The organism is Apibacter muscae (assembly GCF_007845635.1).
Lineage (GTDB): Bacteria > Bacteroidota > Bacteroidia > Flavobacteriales > Weeksellaceae > Apibacter > Apibacter muscae.
The window spans coordinates 294683-316225 of sequence record NZ_SELG01000032.1 but is presented as its reverse complement, the minus strand read 5'-3'; the positions used below and the strand labels follow the sequence as shown (position 1 = coordinate 316225).

The following is a 21543-nucleotide window of genomic DNA, read 5'->3' as shown; positions in this document are numbered from 1 at the left end:
GATTAAGCACGCGCGAGGGAAAAAGGATGCAGGCGAAAGTAAAAAGATGGAGCAGAGACGGGGTTATACTATTACGGGGCTAGATACTATAATCCGAGGGAATCTATCTTTATTTCTGTGGATCCGATGTTGGAATATACTATGACTCCATATCAATACGCATATCAGAATCCGATTAGATATATAGATCCAACAGGGATGATGCCTAGTGTTGGAGGAGACCCAGATCCTAATAATGGTGAAATTTCAAGTTTAGAAGCGGTTGTTGTTACCCCAAGAAAAGATGAAAAGAGTTGGTTAGGTAAAATGCTTAATGGTTTAGGGAGAGGTATAAAAAATTCTGTGGAAGGCTTATGGAAAGGATTAAAAAGATGGCCTGCTTCAATAGGATTACGTGGTAACGATGAAACTGTTAAAGCTCAGAAGGAAATAACTCAGGAAAAATTAGAAACAGCAGATGCTGTATGGAGTATTGTTCAAAATCCTGAAAAATTTCTTAATGATTTATCAGATGATACTGAGGCTCAAGGAGAATTAGCAGGAGGAATATTATCTAGTGTAGGAATATCTTTAATAACAAGAGGAAAAGGAGGTGGTAAATTAATTCCTAAAGTAATAAATAAAGAATTTACTAAAATATTAAAAGGTAAAGGATCTGCTAATTTAGATGGTTTAGGTTTTCAGAAAATAATTGAAAATAGAAGTGGTGTTAGCCCTAAATGGGTGGGAGCAAAAGAATGGAAAGCTCCTGATGTTCCAGGAACAAGTTTGAATGGTACTAGAATATTAGAACATCCTAGTGGAAAATGGGGTTATGTAATAAATCATGATTACACTAAGATTCATGAAATACCAACAAGTTCACCAATCCCTTACATGAATAAATAAGAATATGAAAGAAGAAGATATTGTACAAATTCGATTTTTTTGTAAAGATGATAGAATAGCAGAAGCTGAATATTTGAGTGTTGAAATTAATGAAGGTTTAAATTTTTTAAATATTGTTAATTTAAAATTAAATAAAAATTTTTCTTTAAGCCATTTTATATGTAATGAAGTTATAATTAAAATATATTTAAAAGGCAAATTAATGTTACTGACTTGTAATTCTTTAACTTATGAAGTTAAAGATGATAGCACGATAATTTTTAAATTGAATGAAATATATACAGATGAAATTTATACTTTTAATCAAGATTATTTAGATGTTTTTTATGGATGGCAAAATGGAAGAGAGTACACATGGAGAGATTTTAAAGATAAAGAAGAAAAAGAATCTTGGCTTAGGTGTTGTTGCTTTTGGAGTGGTGTTCCACATTCATTAGGAAAAATGAATAATTATATTCTTAAAGATGAAGAGTTACTTAAGACTCCATTAGATTTGCACTGTTTATTGAGTGAAGTTTTTTTTGGAAAAAGAGGATATTTTGGTTCAGAGATTAATGCTTTTATAGATTGTTTGATAAACATACAACAAAATGCTAAGGATAATTTCGATAATATCAAAGTAATAATTAATAATTATGATGATATTAATAAAAAAATGTCTAGAAATATAGGGTATGAAAACTATTTAATTCAAATTTCAATGGAGCTTGAAAAGCATGGCTTACAAGTTATTACTAATTGAATATATCCTCATTAAGATACGAACCCCCGCTTGATAGCGGGGGGTTTTGTTATTAAGCCATTTTATTTAACTTATCTAACAGTTCCCATTCGCTATGCGGGATAAGAGAATGAATAAGGTTAAGGATGTTATAAATATCCCAAGACTTATGTACGGATAGATTCGGGTAGGAGCTGTCCATCACCAGCGCCGTTTGGGTTACTTTACAGAGCGATTTGAGGGTAAAACCCAGCTCTTGGTAGCTTTCTACAAAGGGAAAGTTTTCCAGAGAATTTAAGAAATCTTTAGGGTTTAGGTTTTTGTTTTCATTTGAAAACTCGACTTTTTTGTTTTGTGTTGTCATAATAAAAAAGATTAGAAATTAAAAAATGGGCAGGTCGCTGACAACACATTCTACTAGGTAGAAAAGTCTCGGGACTTTCACCCGTACGCCTGCCGTTATTATTAAATAAAACTTTATCTAAAAACATAGTAAAAATGTGTTGTCGATAGCAAAGATAAAAATAAATAAGCAAAACCCATAAAAACAAAAAACCAATTCTTAAAAGAATTGGTTTTATCATATCCTATATATAATAACCTACCCTAAAATAGCCTTAAGCTTATTCTTAGCAATAAAGGCATCCAATAAATTATATACACACCTTTTATCCTCCTCATCCAAGAGTTCGATCTCCTTTAACCGTTCCACTGTTTTATTATCAAAAGAAACATTAATCCCTTCCCCCATAAGAAAATCAAGAGAAACCATAAAAGCATCCGCAATTTTTTTAGCTGCATCAATAGAAGGAATCGCTTCCCCCCTTTCATACTTACCAATCATTACCCGAGATACCCCACTATGATTAGCCAAATCCGTTTGAGACCAATTCTTACTATCCCTTAAATTCGCTATAATTTTACCCGTTTTCATCCCTTATCAGATACAAAAGTGTTTTAAAAATCAATAATTACACAAAAATACGTAAATAAAAGACAAAATAAAATCCAATAATTTTTGCTTATTTGAAAATAATAGATATTTTTGTATCTAATAATTACATAAATTATTTTTTAAAAAAATTAGTCAAGTAAAAAACAAGAGTTATGACTATAGCAGATATTAAGAAAAATCTAACCATAGGTCAAGTATTGGAACACTACCAAATCCAAGTAAAGAACAACAGTTGTTGTTGCCCCTTCCACGACGATAAAAAGCCAAGCATGCAAATCTTCCCCGATACCCATACCGTAAGATGTTACAGCGGAAATTGCTCACAATCCAATAAGGTAATCGACGTCATTGACTTTATCATGTATAAAGAAAACTTAACCAAACACGAAGCCCTCATAAAAGCCAGTCAATTAACCGATCTAAGCCATAAGATCCAAAGAAGCAAAGAATACCAAGAAATCCCCCTAGACAGACTAGAAGAACTCTTTTATAAAATGAAGAGCAACTTAAGACAAAGCAAAACCGCCAGAACCTATACCCAGCAACGATCCCTAGACTATCAAAAACTAGAAATCGGTTACAACGGGAGGACGTATAAAGGACTAGTCAACTGCATAGTGTTTCCCCTCAAAGATCCCAACCACAAAATCGTCAGCCTGTACGGAAGAAGTATCAAAGCAGAAGCAGAAAACAAACACTTTTATTTAAAAGATAGAAAAGGCTTATATCCCTGTTATCCAAAAGAAGAAACAAAAATCCTAATCCTAACAGAAAGCATTATAGATACCGCCAGTTTATTACCCATTCCCTTACCCCTTAAATCTTACAGCTTACTCTCTTGCTATGGCGTAAACGGCTTTACCCAGGAACACAGACAGGCAATAAGAACATTAAAAGAATTAGAAGAAATAATAATAGCCTTTGACAACGACCAGGCAGGAAAAACTGCCACAGAAAAATTACGAATAGAGATTAACGAATTACGAAAAGGATTAAAAATAAGTACAATCGAACTTCCCAACAAAGACATTAACGAAACCTTACAATTACATAGCCCTGAGATCTTTAAAGAACTAATCCACAATAGAATTAAGATAGAAGAAATAAGAAGTAAGGAAGAAATAACAGATAAGAAAGAAGAATCCTTACCCCTTAAATCTTATTCCCTATCCCAGATTAACGAATTCATTGGTCAAAGCGGAATCATTGGCGAAGAAAACACCCGGTTACTCCTGTTTATCATTGCCAGCAGTTATAAAACCCAAAGCCCCTTACACGCCATCGTGCAAGGCAGTAGCGGCAGCGGAAAAACCCATTTAATCAGTAAAATCGCCCAGCTCATCCCCCAAGAAGACGTACTCAAATTTACCAGAATCACCGAAAGCAGTCTGTACAACTGGGGCGAATGGGATCTGGTGGGCAAACACATGGTTATCGAAGACCTAGACGGACTCAAAGAAGAAGCCCTGTACTCCTTAAGAGAACTCATCAGCAACCAACAACTAAGCAGTAGCGTGAGTATCAAAGACAAAAAAGGCAACATCAAAAGCACCCATAAAAAAGTAAGAGGCATCTTCAGCTCCCTCAGCGCCACCACCAAAGCCGACGTCTACGAAGACAACATCAGCCGAAGTTTTATATTAGCCGTAGACGAAAGCACCCAGCAAAGCAAGAAGATCATCCAGTACCAAAACCAAAAATACGCAGGAGAAGTCAGCCAAACCCAAGAAAAACAAGCCAAAGAAAAATTACAGAACTATTTAAGGAATTTACAACACGTAGAAGTCATCAACCCCTACGCCACAAAACTAGAATTACCCGAAGAAGTCCATAAAATAAGAAGACTCAACCAAATGTATCAAAGTATCATACGACAAATCACCTATCTCAACCAGCGAGAAAGAAAATACCAAGACGGAAAGATTTACACAGAGATCGAAGACTTAGAACAAGCCACCGAAATACTCTTTGAAAGTATATTATTAAAAATAGACGAACTAGACGGAAGCTTACGGCAATTTTACGAAAGACTCAAGAAATACCTAAAAACAAAGGATAAAGAATTTACCCAAAGAGAAATACGACAAGCCCTAAATATAAGCAAAAGCCAATTACAAAGATATATCCATCACCTACTAGAGTTAGATTACATCAGACAAAGCGGAGGGCATATCAATAGAGGTTTGAGATATAGAATAGATTACTGGGACAACTATGAGAAATTAAGAAAGCGAATACAAGAGAGCCTAAAGCAACAAATCCAAGAACTAAAAAAAACAAAGAACCACCAAGAATCACCCAAGGGTCACCAGAACCCCCATTAAAATAATCTAACAATATCAAAAACAATAGAATAAAAAACCAGCGACCCTTGACCCCAAAAAGACTAACCCAAAAATCCCCCGATGTTAAGCGATGCACTACCACAAAAAGAAAATCTTATTAAAACACCTGATAATGATCCTCAAAGAATTACAAGAAAATAAAGATTATCAAACCAAAATAGCAGATAACTACTATAACCATTTACTAGAAAGTCTAAACCCAGACCAAGAACAACTAAGCCGAAGATTAATCCATCATATTACCCTACTAAATAAAACCTTTAGAGAAAAACACAACCAAGAATATCAAAGCACCCATGAAGATATAATCCTAGCCCTAGAACTCGTTCAAGACCTAATCAAACCCCAAAGTAAACTCACCCCCAAAGAACAAAGCAGAGTAGAAGAACTAGAACAACATTACCTAAGCCAAGGATTTACAAGACAAGAAGTCCAAAAGACACTACAAATAAGCAAAAGCCAAACCCACCGATTTTTAACCAAACTAGAGCAACTCAACCTCATTCAAAAAGAAAGCGCCCCCAAAAACCAAACCCATAGGTATAGCTTTGGCATAGACAACCCAGATATAGCAGAACTCTTTAGCGATAACCAAAACATAGAATTTACCGACATAATATGATAAGAAGTAAGGAATAAGAGATAAATCAAACTCAGCCACCAAGTAACTACCCACTCAAACCAATCACCAAAAACAAGAGTCAACCACCAACAACAAAGGCCTATTGAAAAGGTATTCGTCCGCGCTCAACCCCAGTTACACAGCCCTGCACTCCAGTTGCAAGAATTCACTTGCGTTTGGCTGTTTCACGTGTTTCGCTTGTCCTCATCCGCTGTTCCCACATCCACTCACTAACGTTCGCGTCTGCCACAGCTTATTAGTAATGCTCGCAGGCAGGTGCCACGCGCCACGGGGATTTAGTTCAAATGTAAAGAAGTAAACCACTTTTAACCCCGTTCACGGGCAGTTTTATCGCCAAAAAGGACAAAGGAATAAATATTTAATTTTTGGCAAGCACCCACCGCCCGCGCTAGCACACTCGCTTAACTGCTCGCCAGAGCGCATAAAGCTCGTTTTTAAAAACTCGCAACCCTCCTTTATTAAAAAACTCCTACGTTTTTTTATTGTTTTTTTTAAAACAAGTCAACCGCCCAGAAAAAAACAATAAAAAATCCGTCCACCTTATTTCTTTCAACTGAAAAAAAAGAGAACCACCTAAAAGCAGTTCTCCAAAAAAAATCTAGTCATAATAAAACACAACGATAATAAAAAAGAGAAACACAAAAAACTTAATCTACATTAATAAAAACCCTAAATACAAAAAATTATTGCCGTAAATAAAAAAAATAACAAACATTATTTATTTTACCAGAAAAAAGCTAAAAAAGTATATCTTTGAAGCCAAGAAGAAGCTATTTGAAATAAGGCTGTAGCGATAACCTAACAGAAGTAGGATTAAGCACGCGCGAGGGAAAAAGGATGCAGGCGAAAGTAAAAAGATGGAGCAGAGACGGGGTTATACTATTACGGGGCTAGATACTATAATCCAAGGGAATCTGTGTGGTTGAGTGTGGATCCGTTGGCGGAAAATGCACCAGGGGTAAGTGCTTATACATACAGTTTTAATAATCCGATTAAATATACAGATCCTGATGGACGTTGGCCTTGGCCTTGGTCTACAGAATGGATACTTACATCAGCACAGTTTTTTCATATTACAGCTCAGAATAATGGAATAAGTAGAACAGATAAAAATTATTATCCACGTTTGGGTAGGATTTTTGAGAATACTGTAGTTAAATCATTAAGAGAAAGTAAAAATAATAGTAAATTTTATCCTCAAGGATCTAAACGGGCTGTTATTCCTGATATAGTAGGAGAAAGTGTGAAAAATTATATGAATAAAAAGAATCCAATGAGAATAGATAAGAGAATAACATTTCCTAATGCTCATTTTATTGATGCAAAATTTACAGATAATTTAAAATTAGAACAAGTTTATAATCCCCAGCAAATTAGAGGTTTTATAGATGTTCTGAGTGAAATGAAAGGGGGGTATGTTAATGGAGTATGGAATCCGAACATTAAACCTTCTGATTATGGAGCAGCAGCTTTAACGTTTATAACTCCATTTGGAGCAACTATTGATCCTGAGATTCTTATATATGCTACGGCTAAGAATGTGAAAATAAATCAACGATTTGTATAACAAGATAAAGATAATCCATCAAACATTAGGGTTAATTCACTTAATTTTCACTTAAATATTGTTCCTGATAAAAGTTCTCTAGATGGTACCATTTTACCTTATGTGATAAAATCATCGGGAAAATCTGTTGATGTGTATTGGAATCAGAAATAAATGTTAGATATAATGAATAAAATTCTTTTAATTTTATTAGTTTTATTTATAAGTTGTAAAAAAGAGAATAAAATGGAATATAGTAAATGGAAACCATATATACTGATTAATAAGGAAAAAGTAGATTATATAGAGTTAACTACTAAACAATTTGAAAAAATTATGCAAGATTCTTCTAATTTTCAGATACTAAAGCCTGATTTTTCATCAGCCTCAGTATATAAATTATCAAGTGGGAATATATTGGTTTCAGAAGAAGGATATCATACTTTGTACAGGAATGTGGATGATTATAGAAAAATAGTTGATGATTACAATGAGATTATATCTAATCATGGCAACAATATTGAAATTTTATATGGGCAAAATATTTATAATGATAAATTTCCTGAAAAAACAAAGTTTTTGGTTAAAGAGCTTTTGGGGGAATTAGATATAGATACTAAAAGTGTGCTTTCTATTGATTTGTTAAGAGAGGTGGAGGAGAAGGCTATAAAATCTAATAAGATATACGAAATTAATATAATTAACTTTATAGCGATAGTAGGAGAAACTGTATTAAAAGATTATAAAGGAGAATGGAGGATGGAATTATCTAAGGACGGAGAAACATGGAATCCTTTTTTGCTTATTGAGGGAAAAAGGATAGAAATTACATCATATGTTTATGAAGATTTAATGGATAGGGAAGAGCCTAATTTAATATTATCTTATCAGACAATAAAAGATATATTAACATTTGACCAAATAAAGCCAATAGAATGATGTAAATAAACAAAACCCCCGCTTATTAGCGGGGGTTTTGTTATTAATCCATTTTATTTAACCTGTCTAAAAGTTCCCATTCGCTATCAAGGATAAGAGAATGGATAAGATTAAGGATGTTATAAATATCCCAAGACTTATGCACAGATGGATTGGGGTAGGAGCCGTCCATTACCATCGCCGTTTGGGTTACTTTACAGAGAGATTTAAGGGTAAAACCCAATAGAAGAAAAAATGAGAACAGATGGAGGATTAAGAAGTTATCAAGATAGAATTATTGAATTGCAACAAAAATAAGGTAATTTAAGATTATGGATTTAACAATAAATAATCTATTAGAAGTCATATCAAAAGATTTAGATCTTGATGCGAATGACATTGATAGTAAAGCTTTTATCTCTGAGTATATAGATGGTTATCCTGCGGAAGATTTATTAGCCAAGATAAGTAAAGAATTTAATTGTTCATTTGATCAATTTGATTTTTACAAGTATTTTCATAGTGAAATAGAGATAACAAGAAGTATATCAATATTAAATTTGTTAAGACTGAGAAAAATTAGAAAAGTAGAGAAATTAAGTATAGAGAAGCTATATGAATATATGAAGAATAATATAAAACCATAATAAGTGAGCCCGCTACAAAGCGGCGTTTTTATTATTAAGCCATTTTATTTAACCTATCCAGCAGTTCCCATTCGCTATCAGGGATAAGCGAGTGCAAAAGCTGTAAGATATTGTAAATATCCCAAGATTTACCTAAATATAATTATGATATTAAATATTAAAAAAATGAAAAATTCAAAAATTATAAGTTTATATATAACCTTTTTACTTTTTTTTGTCATAACTGCTTGTCATGAAATTAGTAACCAAAAAGTAAATATTGCAGATAAAAAATTAAAGCCTATTCCAATAATAAAATGCGATTCTGTAATTGTTGATAAATTTAATTTCCCTGATGATTTGGAAAGATTAATAGGTATGAATTATATATGTATTAATTCTCTGGATATAGAAGGAAAAGACGAACATTTGAAATATTTTAAAAATCTTGAAATCTCTTTTTCTGATAAAAACTACATATTGGCGGAAATGAATTCTAATACGATGTTTTTAAAAGATAATATGGAGGATTTAATGATGATAATAAAATGTCCTGATGGAGATTTTTCAGGAAAGTCGTATGGTTTTACTATGATAGTTTTATTAGATTCTCAATTTAATCCTATATTTTCAATTCATAAAGGGGGAATTAGTAAGTATAGAATAGATAATAAATTAAAAAAGAATTATTATACAAGAGTTAAATTAAATAAAAAAATAAAAATAGATGAGAGATTAGAAAAATTGTCATATGATCAAATAATAACTATTTTTCAGGAACTTAAAAAAGAGAATTATAAAGAATTGGAAAAAGAGGAAGAATATTTTTTTTATAAAGAAGGAGTTCCTTTATGGACAGAAAACGTTATAATGTAAGATCAGAATTTTAAAATAAAAAAAATGCTCATATTGAGCATTTTTTTTATTTTACTATTATTTGTTGAATAAATCCAATAGTCCAAATTCACCATATAGAATAAGGGAACGCATAAGCAATAAGATATTGAAAATATCCCAAGAATTATGTCCCGATAGATTGGGATAGGAAGTATCCATAATAAGAGCGTACTTTTTTTAACATAGTCATTTAAGCGTAAAGCTTATTTCTTGGTAAGGGTATAAAAATGTTAATTTTTATAGGGAGTTTAATAATTCTTTGAGATTAAATTTTTAGTTTAGGTTAATATTTTAGTTTATAATTTAATTATTTAAAGAAATTAATAATTATTTTTAAAAATGAATTTTAAGTGTTATGAAAAACTTAATTAACTTCTAAATTCAATAAAAGATTATGCGTTATTATTCATATATAATACTATTTTTAGTAGTTACAATATCTTGTAAAAGAGAAAAGGCAAGTGAGTTTACTCATACAGTTAAAATAAATGAATATGCTCAAAATTTCCATATAAGTTCAGAAGATGAAGGAATACTGATTCATTCTGCAAATAAAATTACCCATTTTCCTAAAGGATTCAAAATTAATAGATGTATTATTACCAATACTTCCTCATCTGCTTATATAGATATTTTAGGTAAGTTCAATACTATAGTTGGAGTTTCATCTCCCAATTATTTTTATAATTCTAAAATTTCTGAAGGAATAAAGTCTGGGAGTATTCTGGATATAGGCAATGATGCTAATTTAAATTATGAAAAAATCATCAAACTAAAACCTGACATCATTATAACTTCGCACAATTCAAATCATGAAAAAATCCTAAATCAATTGGCTAAACAGGGAATTAAAGTTCTTTACGTTGAAGAGTTTAATGAACAACATCCTTTAGGTAAAATGGAGTATTTAAAATTGTTTGGATATATTTTTAATCAAAATGCTAGAGCTGATAGTATTTATAATCATATTAAAAAAAAATATTATGAATTAAAAAATAAGACGCAAAATATTAGTTACAGACCAACAGTCTTTACCAATATTATGTACGGAGATTCATGGTATATGGCAGGCGGTAAAAGTTTTATTGCTCAAATTTTTAGAGATGCAGGTGGTAAATATTTGTGGGAAGATGTTGCTAAGACAGGAACAATTCCTCTAAGCTTCGAAGAAGTATTTATAAAAGCTAAAAATGCTAATTACTGGATAGGAGCTAGTAATTTTAAAGATAAAAGAGAGATTGAAAGTTCAAATTTATATTATAAACAATTTAAAGCATACAAAAACAATGATGTTTACGCTTTTAATAATAAAGAAAATTCCAATTTAGCCAATGATTACTACGAAATGGGTAACATCTATGCAGATAAAATTTTAGCAGATGTAATCAAAGTTTTACATCCCGAATTATTGCCAAATTACAATCTTACCTATTTAAAAAAAATAGAGTAATAAATTATAATAAAATTTCTTTTAAAAATAGAGATGCAATTGAAAAATATATAATTAAGCCTGTAACATCAACCAATGTAGCCACAAATGGAGCTGAGGAGGTTGCTGGATCAAGTTTAAATAATCTTAAAATAAACGGCACCATAGAGCCAGACAAAGTACCCCAAAGAACAATACCTAAGAGAGAACATGCAACAGTACTACCAATTAAAATCCAGTGCGGTCCGTAATCGTAAAAGTTTAATCCTTGCCAAATTACAATTCTTGTAAATCCAATTATACCTAAGGTAAGCCCTAACAATAAGCCTGAAAAAATTTCTTTCTTCATAACATACCACCAATCCTTAAGACCTATTTCCTTTAGTGCCATGGCACGGATAATTAGTGTTGCCGCTTGAGATCCTGAATTTCCTCCACTTGAGATTATAAGAGGCACAAAAAGTGCTAACACAACTGCCTTTTCTAATTCATCTTCAAAATGAACCATAGCACTAGCCGTCAGCATTTCTCCTAAAAATAAAATGATTAACCAACCGGCTCTTTTTTGAAAAAGAGTTAGCAAAGGGGTATCTCTATAAGGAATATCTAGGGCTTCAACACCCCCAAATTTTTGAATATCTTCCGTATCTCTTTCTTTAACAATATCCAAAATATCATCAACCGTTACAATTCCAACAAGAATACCTGTGTCTGAAATTACGGGAAGCGCAGTTCTATCATAGTCTTCAAAGATATGAATGGCCTCCTCTTGGTTCATCATGCTTTTAAGAGCAATAAAATTGTCGTCACAAAGTTCTTCAATTTTTGTATCACTATTTGCGAGTAATAACTTTCCAATTTTTATATCATCTAGCAATTTATCATGTTCATCAACAATATATATAAAATTTAAAGTTTCCGCTTTTCTTCCAAATCTTTTTATATGTTGTAATGTATATTCAACCGTCCAATTTTTTTTAGCCTGAATGTAATTAGGAGTCATTAAACGACCCACACTATCTTCAGGATATCCTAGCAATTGTAGTGCTGTTTTACGCTCCTTTTCATCTAACAAATTGATAGTACTTTTAATCAGATCATCCGGTAAATCAATAAAAAATTCAGTTCTATCATCTGGCGCCATACCATTCAAAAGATCTGCTATATCTTTTTTACCTAAACCTTCCAATAACTCTTGTTGAACTTTAGGATCCAGATAAGTAAATACTTCTGTTTTTTGGGTGCGAGGGAGAAGGAAAAAGTTTAAAATTCGGTCTTTTTCAGATAATTCTTCAAGTTGATCTGCAATATCATTAGGGTGAAGATCTTCTATAAGATTTCCTTCAAAGATATTTTTTTCCATAAACCTAAAATTTTTAAAGGGTTAGTATACCGAAGAGTTTACAAATATAAGTTTAATTGTATTAGCAGACAACACAATTTTCTTCACAAAACTAAGTAGTATTTTGGTATATCATGAGGATTTAATCCATTATAATTTAAACACTTTAGTTGTTGGGAGCAATGTTAAAGAAGGTTATGTTACTAACCTTCAAAATCTATTTCTTCATGGGTATCTAGTTCAAGAGCCTTAATTTTTTGAACAGCATTTCCAGCAATCCCCTTTATAGAACCATACATTGCAATTGTATTTTCAATTACTTTATTTATCTGTTTTTCCCTTTTTGTCCAAATGTTCATCATAGCTCTCTTTTCCTTAGCAAGATCCTCTTGCATTTGACTGAAACCTTCAACAATTCCTTCAATCCGAAGTCTGAAATCTGTACCAGTTAAGAAATCATAAAGCATTTCCATTTTGTCTCCTTTATTTTCCTGAGAATGTTTTAAAATACTAAATTGAACTATAGAATGTCTTAATACAGCACTAAGCCCCTTAAATTCATCATAAGTACAAATCCAAATTCCCTCTCTCATGCCCATGCGTTCCATGTCTGAAGGCATAACCTCAGTAACTAAAACACCAATATCTGCTTTTTTTTCTCTTATGTCATTTTTGAACTTTTCAATCCAATTGTTTTGGAATTCCTTCGTACGTTTACTTTCGTAATAAATTGATCCACAGTTTTGTAGTTCTCGGGTGTTAACTATTTGTAAGCAATCTGCTCCGCGAACACCTTTTTTTATTTCATCAATAGTATCTAATGGGAAATTGAAAGACAACCATTCCTCCATAGCAAGTTCTTGAACTTCCCCTTGCAGTTGCATGGAACCTTGTTCTTGTTTACGCTTCATCTCCTCAGTTAATCGCTTTTGATCTTCCAACTGCTTTTGTAACTCTTTTATACGAAGCTCATTTTTTTCAGTTTCTTGCTTCCGTATCTTTTCTCTTTCAACTGAAATCTCTTCATTCAATTTCTTTTGAGCTTCTGCTTCAATCATAACTTTCATTTCTTCCTTTTCACGAGTAAGTTTAGAAATTTCAGCTTCCATTTTATAAAGCCCTTGTAGTTTTTCTGAGCTTTCTTTTAGTTGTTTTTCATAGAGAGAGATCCGTTCCTGATTTTCAATTTCAAGTTTTTGTTTAAGATGGGTTTCAATTTCTAAACTTTTTTCTTTAGTAATTTTACTAAGTCTTTCTTGGAAAAGTTCGTTTTCTTTTTTCTTTTTTGCTTCAAATTCCTCCTTTTCTTTTTCTAATAAAAGATTTTTCTTTTGAATTTCCTTTTGAAAAATTGATAGTTTTTCTTTATAATCCTGTTTTATTGATTCTTCCAGTTGATGTTTCAACAAATCATTTACATTAATTTCAGTGGAACAATTTGGACATTTTATTTGTGTTTGTGAAACCATAAATCAGACAAAGTTTTTAAAATTTAAATAGGTTTAATTTTCCAGTTCAGAAATAACATCTGTTTTTTTACTGGATTTAATAAGTATTCATCTGCATTACATTCCATAGTGGTAGTTGTATTTATTAAGAAAAAAATATTATCGTTTGGTTTATCTGTAGATTTAATTATAGAAAAATTATAAGTAAAATTTCTAAGGAAATATTTATATATTGAAAAGTTATATAATAAAATAAATTATTTAAATAGTTCTTTTTTAGCCTTAATCCATTCATGTATACCTCCCTCTAAAACATAAATAATAGAAAAACCTTTCTTTTCAAGAATTTTTGCAGCTTTCAACTCATCTATTTCAGATCTACCATAAAGTGCTACAGGACTAGTTTTATCTAAATTTTGAATTAGATGAACAAAGCTTGAGCTGTTAATATCTATATTTATGGCATCAAAGATGTGGCCAGATTTATATTCTTGCAAACTTCTTATGTCAACAATTTGAGTTAGTCGAATCCCAGCTTCCCAAGAAAACTTTGAAATATCTAATATTTGAATGGTAGAATTTTTATTTTTTTCTTTGTTTTTTTGAATATCTGATGAATCATTAGAAGTGCTTATATCTACAGCTTCAATTCCAGCAATAGTTTCAATACCTATACTTTCATGATTATTGCTTGAAATTTCATTAATAACATTTTCATTTTCTCGCTTATTATTTTCAATTGTATCTTTATCTTTTTTCTTATTTTTCTTAGGAGAATTTTTACCCTTAGAGTTCTTAATTTCAAAGGAACCTATATTGTTGGTAGGCAATGATTTGCTTTCGTTTGAAATGGTTGTCTTTCTCTTCGATAGGTTTGAAATAGGACTATGATTAATCTCCTTTATATTTTCATGATTAATTATAGTGTCAGAATCAGAAGTAAATGTATTTGAATAAATGCTTCTGCTCCTAGGTAAATCTGTAACTAACTCTCCTACAGTAGTGGTATATGCCGTATTATTTACAACCGGTTCTTTAGTTTTACACGAAAGTAAACAGATCACAAACAATAACAAAAGTAAATTTTTCATGTAAAAGATATAATTAAACTAAATCCAAAAATAACTATTTTTGTGACAATATGAAAAGATTTATTAAATGCATATTGTGTGGGCTTTTGTTAGCCTTATCTTGGCCCACTTATGGGTTCCCATTTCTTTTGTTTGTAGCATTTGTGCCGCTATTATTATTGGAACATGAAATTACATTAAAAAAAGAAAAACATACATATTTAAAAATATTCTTATTTTCCTATATTTCGTTTTTAATATGGAATTATGGTGCTACACAATGGCTTCATTATGCCAAGAATCCAGACGGTTCAAATTCATGGGTAGCCTTTCTAATTCCTTTGTTTTCAAATAGTTTATTAATGTCCATAACATTTTTGCTCTTCCATTTTGTAAAGAAGGTTGCAGGGACTTGGTATGGAATGTTTTTTTTTCCAGTGATATGGATAGGGTTTGAAAAATTTCATTTAAGCTGGGAAATGTCTTGGCCATGGCTAAATTTAGGAAATGCATTTGCAAACTTTCCTCAAGCCATACAATGGTATGAATATACCGGTACCTTCGGAGGAACCTTATGGGTTTTAATTGTTAATTTAATCATATTTTATTACATAAGAGCTTACCAAGTTACCCATCAAAAAGTATATCTTTGGAGGCCCTTGTTTTATTCTATTTTGTTAATTGGGGTTCCTCTAGCAATTTCATTTTTAATTTATCAATCCTATAAAGAAAAATCAGAAGACAGAACAGAAGTTATTTTAGTTCAACCCGATTTAGATCCTTACGAGGAAAAATATGAACTTAATGGAGAAGTTATATTAAACGATATATTAAACTTAGCAGACAAACAAATTACTACAAACACTCGATTTGTAATTGCACCTGAGACTGCTTTTCCAGGAAGAGGTTCAATTCTAATTAATGAATTTAAAGATGATCCTTATATAAATAGAATTAAAATTTGGCTGAATAAACATCCGCAAATAAATTTTATTTCTGGAGTATCCTTAGCTGAATATTACAACCAACAACAAACTACATCATCACGGTATGTGGAAAAATACAATCAATGGATTGATTTTTATAATTCAGCCATACAAATTAACCAAGAGCCAGAAATACAACATTATAATAAATCTAAATTAGTAGTAGGAGTAGAGTTGTTTCCTTATGCAAATTATTTAAAACCTATTCTAGGAAATTATATGCTGAATTTTGGGGGGAGTATGGAAAGTTTAGGCACTCAAGATCAACCTGAAATATTTATAAACCATGGATTAAAAATTGCTCCGATTATATGCTATGAAAGTATTTATGGAGAATATGTTTCTGAATTTGTAAAAAATGGAGCTAATGCAATTTTTGTAATGACGAATGATTCATGGTGGGGGGATTCTGAAGGGCATAGACAACTTCTCTCTTATGCACGTTTGAGAGCAATAGAAACTAGAAGGGACATTGCAAGATCAGCCAATAGCGGTATTTCAGCCTTTATTAACCAAAGAGGAGATATCGTTAAAGATTTGGCATATTTAAAAAAAGGTTCTTTAAAAGGAGACGTTAATTTTAATTCAGAATTGACCTTTTATGTGAAATATGGAGATTTAATTTCTAGAATATCTTATTTAATTGCAGGTATCTTATTAGCCTACACCGTTGCTAAACTTTTTTTAGAAAAGATTAATTTAAAGAGAAGAGGAAAAATTAAATAGTTTAGTTTTAACTATATATAAAAAATAAAAAGAAAAGTTGTAGGACTAAGAAATTATTTGTTAATTTGCAGTCCAAATAAAAATCGAAAATATCTTAGAATATAAATTATAATGGCTAGAATTTGTCAAATAACTGGAAAGCGTGCAATGGTTGGTAATAATGTGTCGCACGCGAATAACAAAACTAAAAGACGTTTTGAAATTAATTTGATGGAAAAAAAATTCTACATACCGTCAGAAGATGCTTGGGTTATATTAAAAGTATCTGCACATGGTTTAAGAATTATTGATAAAATAGGAATTGAAGAAGCCGTGGCGAGAGCTAGAAAAGAAGGTTTAATCAAAGACTAAAAAATATAAAAAATGGCAAAGAAAGGAAATAGAGTACAGGTTATTTTAGAGTGTACAGAGCATAAAGAAAGTGGTATGCCAGGGGTTTCTCGTTATATTACTACTAAAAATAAAAAAAACACTCCAGAGAGAATTGAATTAAAAAAATTCAATCCAGTATTAAAAAAGTATACGATACATAAAGAAATAAAATAAAATTCTAAGATATGGCTAAGAAGGTTGTAGCTACGTTACGAACTGAATCTAAAAAGATGACTAAAGTTATCAAAATGACTAAGTCTCCAAAATCAGGAGCGTACGTTTTTGAAGAAAAAATAGTTAATGCAGATAGTATTGATGCATTTCTAAAACAAAAATAGTTTTTATAACATAGGTTTTTAAGGTTTTAAAATCATCCACATTAGTTATAATGTGGATGATTTTTTTTATTTTTGTTTACTTACACATAATAACAATAAATGAGTTGGTTTAAAAAAATTTTTGGAAAAGAAACTAAAGAAACTTTAGATAAAGGATTGGAAAAATCCAATCGTTCTTTTTTTGATAAGATAGGTAGAGCGGTAGCTGGGAAAAGCAAGGTTGATGATGAGGTTTTGGATGAATTGGAAGAAATTTTGATATCTTCAGATGTGGGAGTTGAAACTACGGTAAAAATCATTAAAATGATTGAAGATAGAGTAGCCAAAGATAAATTTATGAGTACCTCAGAGCTTGATCAAATTTTAAGAGAAGAAATTATGAAGCTTTTGGCAGAAAATAAAAGTTCTGACTCTACTTTTGAAATTCCAGAAAGTAATAAGCCTTATGTTATTATGGTAGTTGGTGTAAATGGAGTTGGTAAAACTACGACAATCGGAAAATTGGCACATCAGTTTAAACAACAAGGAAAAAAAGTTGTTTTAGGTGCTGCAGATACCTTTAGAGCAGCTGCGGTTGATCAATTAGTCATCTGGTCTGAAAGAGTAGGAGTTCCTATAGTAAAACAAGGAATGGGAGCTGATCCTGCTTCTGTAGCTTTTGATTCAGTACAATCAGCCAAAGCCCAAAATGCGGATGTTGTTTTGATTGATACTGCCGGTAGATTGCATAACAAAGTGAATTTAATGAATGAACTTTCCAAAATTAAAAGAGTTATGCAGAAAGTAATTCCAGAAGCGCCACATGAGATTTTATTAGTTTTAGATGGTTCTACAGGTCAGAATGCTTTTGAGCAAGCCAAGCAATTTACAGCAGCGACTGAAGTAACTTCCTTAGCGATTACAAAATTAGATGGTACAGCTAAAGGAGGTGTTGTGATTGGTATTTCTGATCAATTTAAAATTCCTGTGAAATATATTGGAGTAGGTGAGGGTATGAATGATCTTCAGCCTTTTGATAAATTTGAATTTGTAGATAGTTTCTTTAAAAAAGATGAGTAAATAAAAAAACTCCCATTCATATGCATGAATGGGAGTTTTTTTATTATTATATTTTTTTCTAAATATATTTTTAAAATAACTTGTATAAAATACGAAGACTGAAAATAATTACTAAAAAAGCTACAGCAATTATGGCTGTTCTTTGTGGTAATTTCCCTGCAAGACGAGCAGCTATAGGTGCGGCAATGGTTCCGCCAATGATTAATCCAGCAACTATATACCAATGTTTAACGCCTAAATAAGCAAAGAAAGTAATAGAAGCAGAAAGTGTAATAAAAAACTCTGCCAAGCTAACGGTTCCCACTACATATTTAGATCTTCTACCTTTAGATAAAAGAGTTGAGGTTACAATAGGTCCCCAACCTCCACCTCCAAAAGCATCAAAAAATCCACCTGCGAATCCTAGGATTCCTGTATGTTTAATTTTTTTCTTTAGTATTTTTTTTTGCAAGGCTATAAAGATTAATCTAATTCCAATAATCATGGTATAAATAGCGAGTACACCGTATGCAATAGACTCATATTCATTGCCTAAATAAATAAGTAAAATGGCGCCACTAATAGCTCCAATACATCCTGGAACAGCTAGCCATAATAGCAGTTTTTTATTAACGTTTCCAAACTTATAATGTGAAAATCCGCTAATACCACTGGAAAACATTTCAGCAATATGAATGCTACCACTTATGGTTGGCAGACTTACCCCAAATAACATCATACTAGTGGTACAGGTAATTCCGTAACCTAAACCAACTGCTCCATCAACCATTTGTGCAAAAAAGCCAACGGCAAGCATTATAAAGAAAATGGTAGGAATATCTTGCAAATAAGATTTAGCTTCTTCAATCGTTATAAATGAAGATAAGCCATAGCCTATAAATGTAGCCATAAATATAAAAGTTATATCAAAAGCAAACCGTTTATAATTAACTCTTGATTTTGGCTTCTCTTTATTATCGTTGCTTAATAAAGAAGTAGCTTTGTTTAAGGCTTCCAACTTAGATTTTAAATCTCCTTGTTGTTGATTCCGATAAGTATTTAAATTTTCAATGGTTTCATGAACGTTTTTAGGGATTGATTTTTCTAAATATTCTCTTAACCTTCTAGCTAAAACTGGAGATTTTCCATTGGTGGATATAGCAATTTTTAAATATCCTTTATTAACAATTGAACCTAAATAAAAATCACACAGGGCAGGTTGGTCAGCCGCATTAACTAAAATCCCTTTTTCATTGGCTAAATGTTTTAGTTCTTGATTGAATTTTGTATCGTCGGTAGCAGCGATAACAAAATTAATATTTTGTAGGTCTTCCTTTTCAAATGCTCTTTCTTCCCATTCTATATGTGGATTTTTACTTAAAATTTTATGCAGTTTTTCAGAAATTTCAATTGCTATAATTTTAATATTCATAGCCGGATTTTGTCTTAAAAGAGTTTCTGTTTTTTCAAGACCAACATAACCTCCCCCTACTATAAGAAAGCGGAATGTTTCCGTTTTTAAGAATATTGGAAATAAAGTATTATCCATACAGTTCAAATTTTAATAGCAGTGTGTGTTAGGATTATGAAGTATAAAACTTTTTATATATATAATCCCCAAAGGTATCTCCTTCTTTATTTTCTTCTACGTATTGTTCCAATAAAGTATCAAGCTCTAAAAGAATTTCGGATTCGTTAAGGTGTTCTTTGTAAGGTAGGTTTAATCTTTCGCCTAAGCTATCTCCTCCTAGTCTTAAGTTGTATTGACCTAAAGCAGTTCCTACTAAGCCTATTTCAGCAAGATATGGGCGAGCACATCCGTTTGGACATCCGGTCATGCGGATGCTAATAGCATCATTTTCTATATTATGTTTTTTTAGAATAGATTCAATCTTAGTTACCAAATGAGGTAAATAGCGTTGGCTTTCAGCCAAGGCTAATGAGCAGGTTGGAAGAGCAACACAAGCCATTGAGTTTTTGCGTAAATTACTATCTTGTTCTTCGACTTTATATTTTTGAATTAACTGCTCAATCCTTGTTTTGTTTTCTTTAGAAATTGAGCCTAAAATTAAATTTTGGTTGCAGGTAAATCTATAATCGCAAATATTTAGTAAAGCTACTTCATGGAGAAAACTTTTTTGATAAGGCTTAATAACTCCATGTTCAACAAAAAGTGTATAAAACCATTCATTTTTATCATTTTCTAGCCAACCAAATCTATCGGTTCGTTCAGTAAATTTGAATTCTTCTGCAGGAAGTAGAGGAAACCCTGTTCTTTTTTCAAGTTCTTTTATGAAATTATCAACTCCCATACGATCTAAGGTATATTTTAATCTAGATAACTTTCGATCGCTTCTATTGCCAAAATCTCTTTGAATAGTGACTATTTCATAAGCAGCTTTCATAATTTTTTCTTCAGAATCCAAAAATCCTATAATTGTGCCTAATCTTGGATAAGTATCAGCATTTCCATGAGTAGCACCCATGCCACCACCAATGGATAGATTAAATCCTTTAAGTACTCCATCTTTAACAATTGCTATTAAACCTAAATCGTTGGCAAATACATCAATGTCATTAGTTGGAGGTATAGCAATAGCAACCTTAAATTTTCGAGGTAAATAGGTTTTTTTATATAGTGGGTCTTCCTCCGCAGATCTTTCATAAACCTTGTCGCCATCTATCCATATTTCATAATAGGCTTGAGTTTTAGGAAGAAGCAAGGTAGATATTTTATCAGCATACGCATGAATTTCTTTAAAAAGCGGAGAAACTTGAGGGTGAGCACTACAAATAACATTTCTATTTACATCTCCACAAGCGGCAATTGAATCTAATTTAGATATTAGAAATTCTTGAATAGTGGTTCTAAGTTCATTTTTTAATAAACCGTGAAGCTGAATGGTTTGGCGTGTAGTAATTTTTAAAACTCCTGTTCCATGTTCTTCTGAAATATCATGAATAGCTTTCCATTGACTGGAGGAAATTAAGCCACCAGGAATTCTAAGACGAATCATAAATGAAAATAGCCTTTCCAGTTTTTTTGCAGCTCTTTCTTCTCTTCGGTCTCGATCGTCTTGAGCGTACATTCCATGAAATTTAATTAATGCTTCATCGTCCGGGCGTATAGTTCCAGTATAATTATCTGCAAGGCTTTCTTTTAACGTACCTCTTAAGCCGTCACTTTTTTCTTTAATTATTTCTATCGGTGATAATTTTTCTTGACTCATAATTCTTAATATTTGTAGGCTAGGG

The 21543-nt window shown here is 31.6% G+C and carries 20 protein-coding genes and 2 pseudogenes; 15 read left to right on the top strand and 7 right to left on the bottom strand.

Annotated features, from left to right (window positions below):
* Positions 1-63: 63 nt before the first annotated feature.
* Together ETU08_RS06555 and ETU08_RS06550 are read left to right on the top strand one after the other, a co-directional pair.
* Positions 64-888, top strand: a pseudogene (locus ETU08_RS06555) (RHS repeat domain-containing protein); the annotation flags it as partial.
* A 4-nt stretch (positions 889-892) separates the two neighbouring features.
* A complete protein-coding gene (locus tag ETU08_RS06550) occupies positions 893-1630 on the top strand; it encodes a barstar family protein (protein ID WP_146262223.1) in 738 nt (245 codons plus the stop codon).
* 52 nt (positions 1631-1682) lie between these two features.
* On the opposite strand, the gene ETU08_RS06545 is transcribed toward ETU08_RS06550, so the two are convergent.
* Positions 1683-1973 (bottom strand): hypothetical protein, encoded by a 291-nt coding sequence (locus tag ETU08_RS06545; protein WP_146262222.1) that lies wholly within the window; start codon positions 1971-1973, stop codon positions 1683-1685.
* A 237-nt stretch (positions 1974-2210) separates the two neighbouring features.
* On the bottom strand, positions 2211-2543 hold the full coding sequence (locus ETU08_RS06540; RefSeq protein ID WP_146262221.1) for a helix-turn-helix domain-containing protein: 333 nt from the start codon (positions 2541-2543) through the stop codon (positions 2211-2213).
* Between the two features lie 173 nt (positions 2544-2716).
* On the opposite strand from ETU08_RS06540, the gene ETU08_RS06535 reads away from it, so the two are divergent.
* The 8 genes and pseudogenes from ETU08_RS06535 (at position 2717) to ETU08_RS06505 (ending at position 10989) form a co-directional block, all read left to right on the top strand.
* Complete coding sequence (locus tag ETU08_RS06535; protein WP_146262220.1) at positions 2717-4888, top strand: toprim domain-containing protein; 2172 nt, start codon at positions 2717-2719, stop codon at positions 4886-4888.
* Positions 4889-5021: 133 nt separating this feature from the next.
* On the top strand, positions 5022-5531 hold the full coding sequence (locus ETU08_RS06530; protein ID WP_146262219.1) for a helix-turn-helix domain-containing protein: 510 nt from the start codon (positions 5022-5024) through the stop codon (positions 5529-5531).
* Positions 5532-6426: 895 nt separating this feature from the next.
* Positions 6427-7119: pseudogene (locus ETU08_RS06525) on the top strand (RHS repeat domain-containing protein); the annotation flags it as partial.
* A gap of 225 nt (positions 7120-7344) precedes the next feature.
* Positions 7345-8037 (top strand): hypothetical protein, encoded by a 693-nt coding sequence (locus tag ETU08_RS06520; protein ID WP_146262218.1) that lies wholly within the window; start codon positions 7345-7347, stop codon positions 8035-8037.
* Positions 8038-8137: 100 nt separating this feature from the next.
* Positions 8138-8263: a hypothetical protein gene (locus ETU08_RS12040; RefSeq protein ID WP_260391068.1), complete on the top strand. Its 126-nt coding sequence runs from the start codon at positions 8138-8140 to the stop codon at positions 8261-8263.
* An 85-nt stretch (positions 8264-8348) separates the two neighbouring features.
* The gene (locus ETU08_RS06515) at positions 8349-8663 is read left to right on the top strand and encodes a DUF1493 family protein (RefSeq protein ID WP_146262217.1); all 315 of its coding nucleotides are present in this window, start codon (positions 8349-8351) and stop codon (positions 8661-8663) included.
* 165 nt (positions 8664-8828) lie between these two features.
* Positions 8829-9518: a hypothetical protein gene (locus tag ETU08_RS06510; RefSeq protein WP_146262216.1), complete on the top strand. Its 690-nt coding sequence runs from the start codon at positions 8829-8831 to the stop codon at positions 9516-9518.
* 415 nt (positions 9519-9933) lie between these two features.
* Complete coding sequence (locus ETU08_RS06505; protein WP_146262215.1) at positions 9934-10989, top strand: ABC transporter substrate-binding protein; 1056 nt, start codon at positions 9934-9936, stop codon at positions 10987-10989.
* Between the two features lie 4 nt (positions 10990-10993).
* Here ETU08_RS06505 and mgtE read toward each other — a convergent pair whose 3' ends face one another.
* From mgtE to ETU08_RS06490, 3 genes are all read right to left on the bottom strand, one after another.
* Positions 10994-12331: a magnesium transporter gene (mgtE, locus tag ETU08_RS06500; RefSeq protein WP_146262214.1), complete on the bottom strand. Its 1338-nt coding sequence runs from the start codon at positions 12329-12331 to the stop codon at positions 10994-10996.
* A gap of 182 nt (positions 12332-12513) precedes the next feature.
* Positions 12514-13779 carry a DUF2130 domain-containing protein gene (locus ETU08_RS06495; protein WP_146262213.1) on the bottom strand — a complete coding sequence of 422 codons (1266 nt, stop codon included), beginning with the start codon at positions 13777-13779 and terminating at the stop codon, positions 12514-12516.
* Between the two features lie 236 nt (positions 13780-14015).
* Complete coding sequence (locus ETU08_RS06490) at positions 14016-14849, bottom strand: rhodanese-like domain-containing protein (protein WP_146262212.1); 834 nt, start codon at positions 14847-14849, stop codon at positions 14016-14018.
* 50 nt (positions 14850-14899) lie between these two features.
* Between ETU08_RS06490 and lnt the strand changes: the two genes are divergently transcribed.
* The 5 genes from lnt (at position 14900) to ftsY (ending at position 18309) form a co-directional block, all read left to right on the top strand.
* Positions 14900-16540, top strand: a complete 1641-nt coding sequence (lnt, locus tag ETU08_RS06485) for an apolipoprotein N-acyltransferase (RefSeq protein WP_146262211.1) — start codon at positions 14900-14902, stop codon at positions 16538-16540.
* Between the two features lie 111 nt (positions 16541-16651).
* A complete protein-coding gene (rpmB, locus tag ETU08_RS06480; RefSeq protein ID WP_146262210.1) occupies positions 16652-16891 on the top strand; it encodes a 50S ribosomal protein L28 in 240 nt (79 codons plus the stop codon).
* A 12-nt stretch (positions 16892-16903) separates the two neighbouring features.
* Positions 16904-17086, top strand: coding sequence for a 50S ribosomal protein L33 (rpmG, locus tag ETU08_RS06475; RefSeq protein ID WP_055425117.1), 183 nt, complete (start codon positions 16904-16906; stop codon positions 17084-17086).
* Between the two features lie 11 nt (positions 17087-17097).
* Complete coding sequence (locus ETU08_RS06470; protein WP_146262209.1) at positions 17098-17250, top strand: DUF4295 family protein; 153 nt, start codon at positions 17098-17100, stop codon at positions 17248-17250.
* Between the two features lie 99 nt (positions 17251-17349).
* Positions 17350-18309 carry a signal recognition particle-docking protein FtsY gene (gene ftsY, locus ETU08_RS06465; RefSeq protein ID WP_146262208.1) on the top strand — a complete coding sequence of 320 codons (960 nt, stop codon included), beginning with the start codon at positions 17350-17352 and terminating at the stop codon, positions 18307-18309.
* Positions 18310-18379: 70 nt separating this feature from the next.
* On the opposite strand, the gene ETU08_RS06460 is transcribed toward ftsY, so the two are convergent.
* Both ETU08_RS06460 and ETU08_RS06455 read right to left on the bottom strand, forming a co-directional pair.
* Positions 18380-19837 (bottom strand): TSUP family transporter, encoded by a 1458-nt coding sequence (locus ETU08_RS06460; RefSeq protein ID WP_146262207.1) that lies wholly within the window; start codon positions 19835-19837, stop codon positions 18380-18382.
* A gap of 34 nt (positions 19838-19871) precedes the next feature.
* The gene (locus ETU08_RS06455) at positions 19872-21518 is read right to left on the bottom strand and encodes an NADPH-dependent assimilatory sulfite reductase hemoprotein subunit (RefSeq protein ID WP_146262206.1); all 1647 of its coding nucleotides are present in this window, start codon (positions 21516-21518) and stop codon (positions 19872-19874) included.
* Between the last annotated feature and the right edge of the window lie 25 nt (positions 21519-21543).

Bases quoted from the DNA above. Each gene is read 5' to 3' on its own strand.
- ETU08_RS06545 (WP_146262222.1), bottom strand. From the start codon at position 1,973: ATGACAACACAAAACAAAAAAGTCGAGTTTTCAAATGAAAACAAAAAC.
- ETU08_RS06490 (WP_146262212.1), bottom strand. From the start codon at position 14,849: ATGAAAAATTTACTTTTGTTATTGTTTGTGATCTGTTTACTTTCGTGT.
- ETU08_RS06510 (WP_146262216.1), top strand. From the start codon at position 8,829: ATGAAAAATTCAAAAATTATAAGTTTATATATAACCTTTTTACTTTTT.
- ETU08_RS06520 (WP_146262218.1), top strand. From the start codon at position 7,345: ATGGAATATAGTAAATGGAAACCATATATACTGATTAATAAGGAAAAA.
- rpmB (WP_146262210.1), top strand. From the start codon at position 16,652: ATGGCTAGAATTTGTCAAATAACTGGAAAGCGTGCAATGGTTGGTAAT.
- ETU08_RS06505 (WP_146262215.1), top strand. From the start codon at position 9,934: ATGCGTTATTATTCATATATAATACTATTTTTAGTAGTTACAATATCT.
- ETU08_RS06455 (WP_146262206.1), bottom strand. From the start codon at position 21,518: ATGAGTCAAGAAAAATTATCACCGATAGAAATAATTAAAGAAAAAAGT.
- mgtE (WP_146262214.1), bottom strand. From the start codon at position 12,331: ATGGAAAAAAATATCTTTGAAGGAAATCTTATAGAAGATCTTCACCCT.
- ETU08_RS06530 (WP_146262219.1), top strand. From the start codon at position 5,022: ATGATCCTCAAAGAATTACAAGAAAATAAAGATTATCAAACCAAAATA.
- ETU08_RS06460 (WP_146262207.1), bottom strand. From the start codon at position 19,837: ATGGATAATACTTTATTTCCAATATTCTTAAAAACGGAAACATTCCGC.
- ETU08_RS06535 (WP_146262220.1), top strand. From the start codon at position 2,717: ATGACTATAGCAGATATTAAGAAAAATCTAACCATAGGTCAAGTATTG.
- ETU08_RS06470 (WP_146262209.1), top strand. From the start codon at position 17,098: ATGGCTAAGAAGGTTGTAGCTACGTTACGAACTGAATCTAAAAAGATG.
- lnt (WP_146262211.1), top strand. From the start codon at position 14,900: ATGAAAAGATTTATTAAATGCATATTGTGTGGGCTTTTGTTAGCCTTA.
- ftsY (WP_146262208.1), top strand. From the start codon at position 17,350: ATGAGTTGGTTTAAAAAAATTTTTGGAAAAGAAACTAAAGAAACTTTA.
- rpmG (WP_055425117.1), top strand. From the start codon at position 16,904: ATGGCAAAGAAAGGAAATAGAGTACAGGTTATTTTAGAGTGTACAGAG.
- ETU08_RS06515 (WP_146262217.1), top strand. From the start codon at position 8,349: ATGGATTTAACAATAAATAATCTATTAGAAGTCATATCAAAAGATTTA.
- ETU08_RS12040 (WP_260391068.1), top strand. From the start codon at position 8,138: ATGGATAAGATTAAGGATGTTATAAATATCCCAAGACTTATGCACAGA.
- ETU08_RS06540 (WP_146262221.1), bottom strand. From the start codon at position 2,543: ATGAAAACGGGTAAAATTATAGCGAATTTAAGGGATAGTAAGAATTGG.
- ETU08_RS06550 (WP_146262223.1), top strand. From the start codon at position 893: ATGAAAGAAGAAGATATTGTACAAATTCGATTTTTTTGTAAAGATGAT.
- ETU08_RS06495 (WP_146262213.1), bottom strand. From the start codon at position 13,779: ATGGTTTCACAAACACAAATAAAATGTCCAAATTGTTCCACTGAAATT.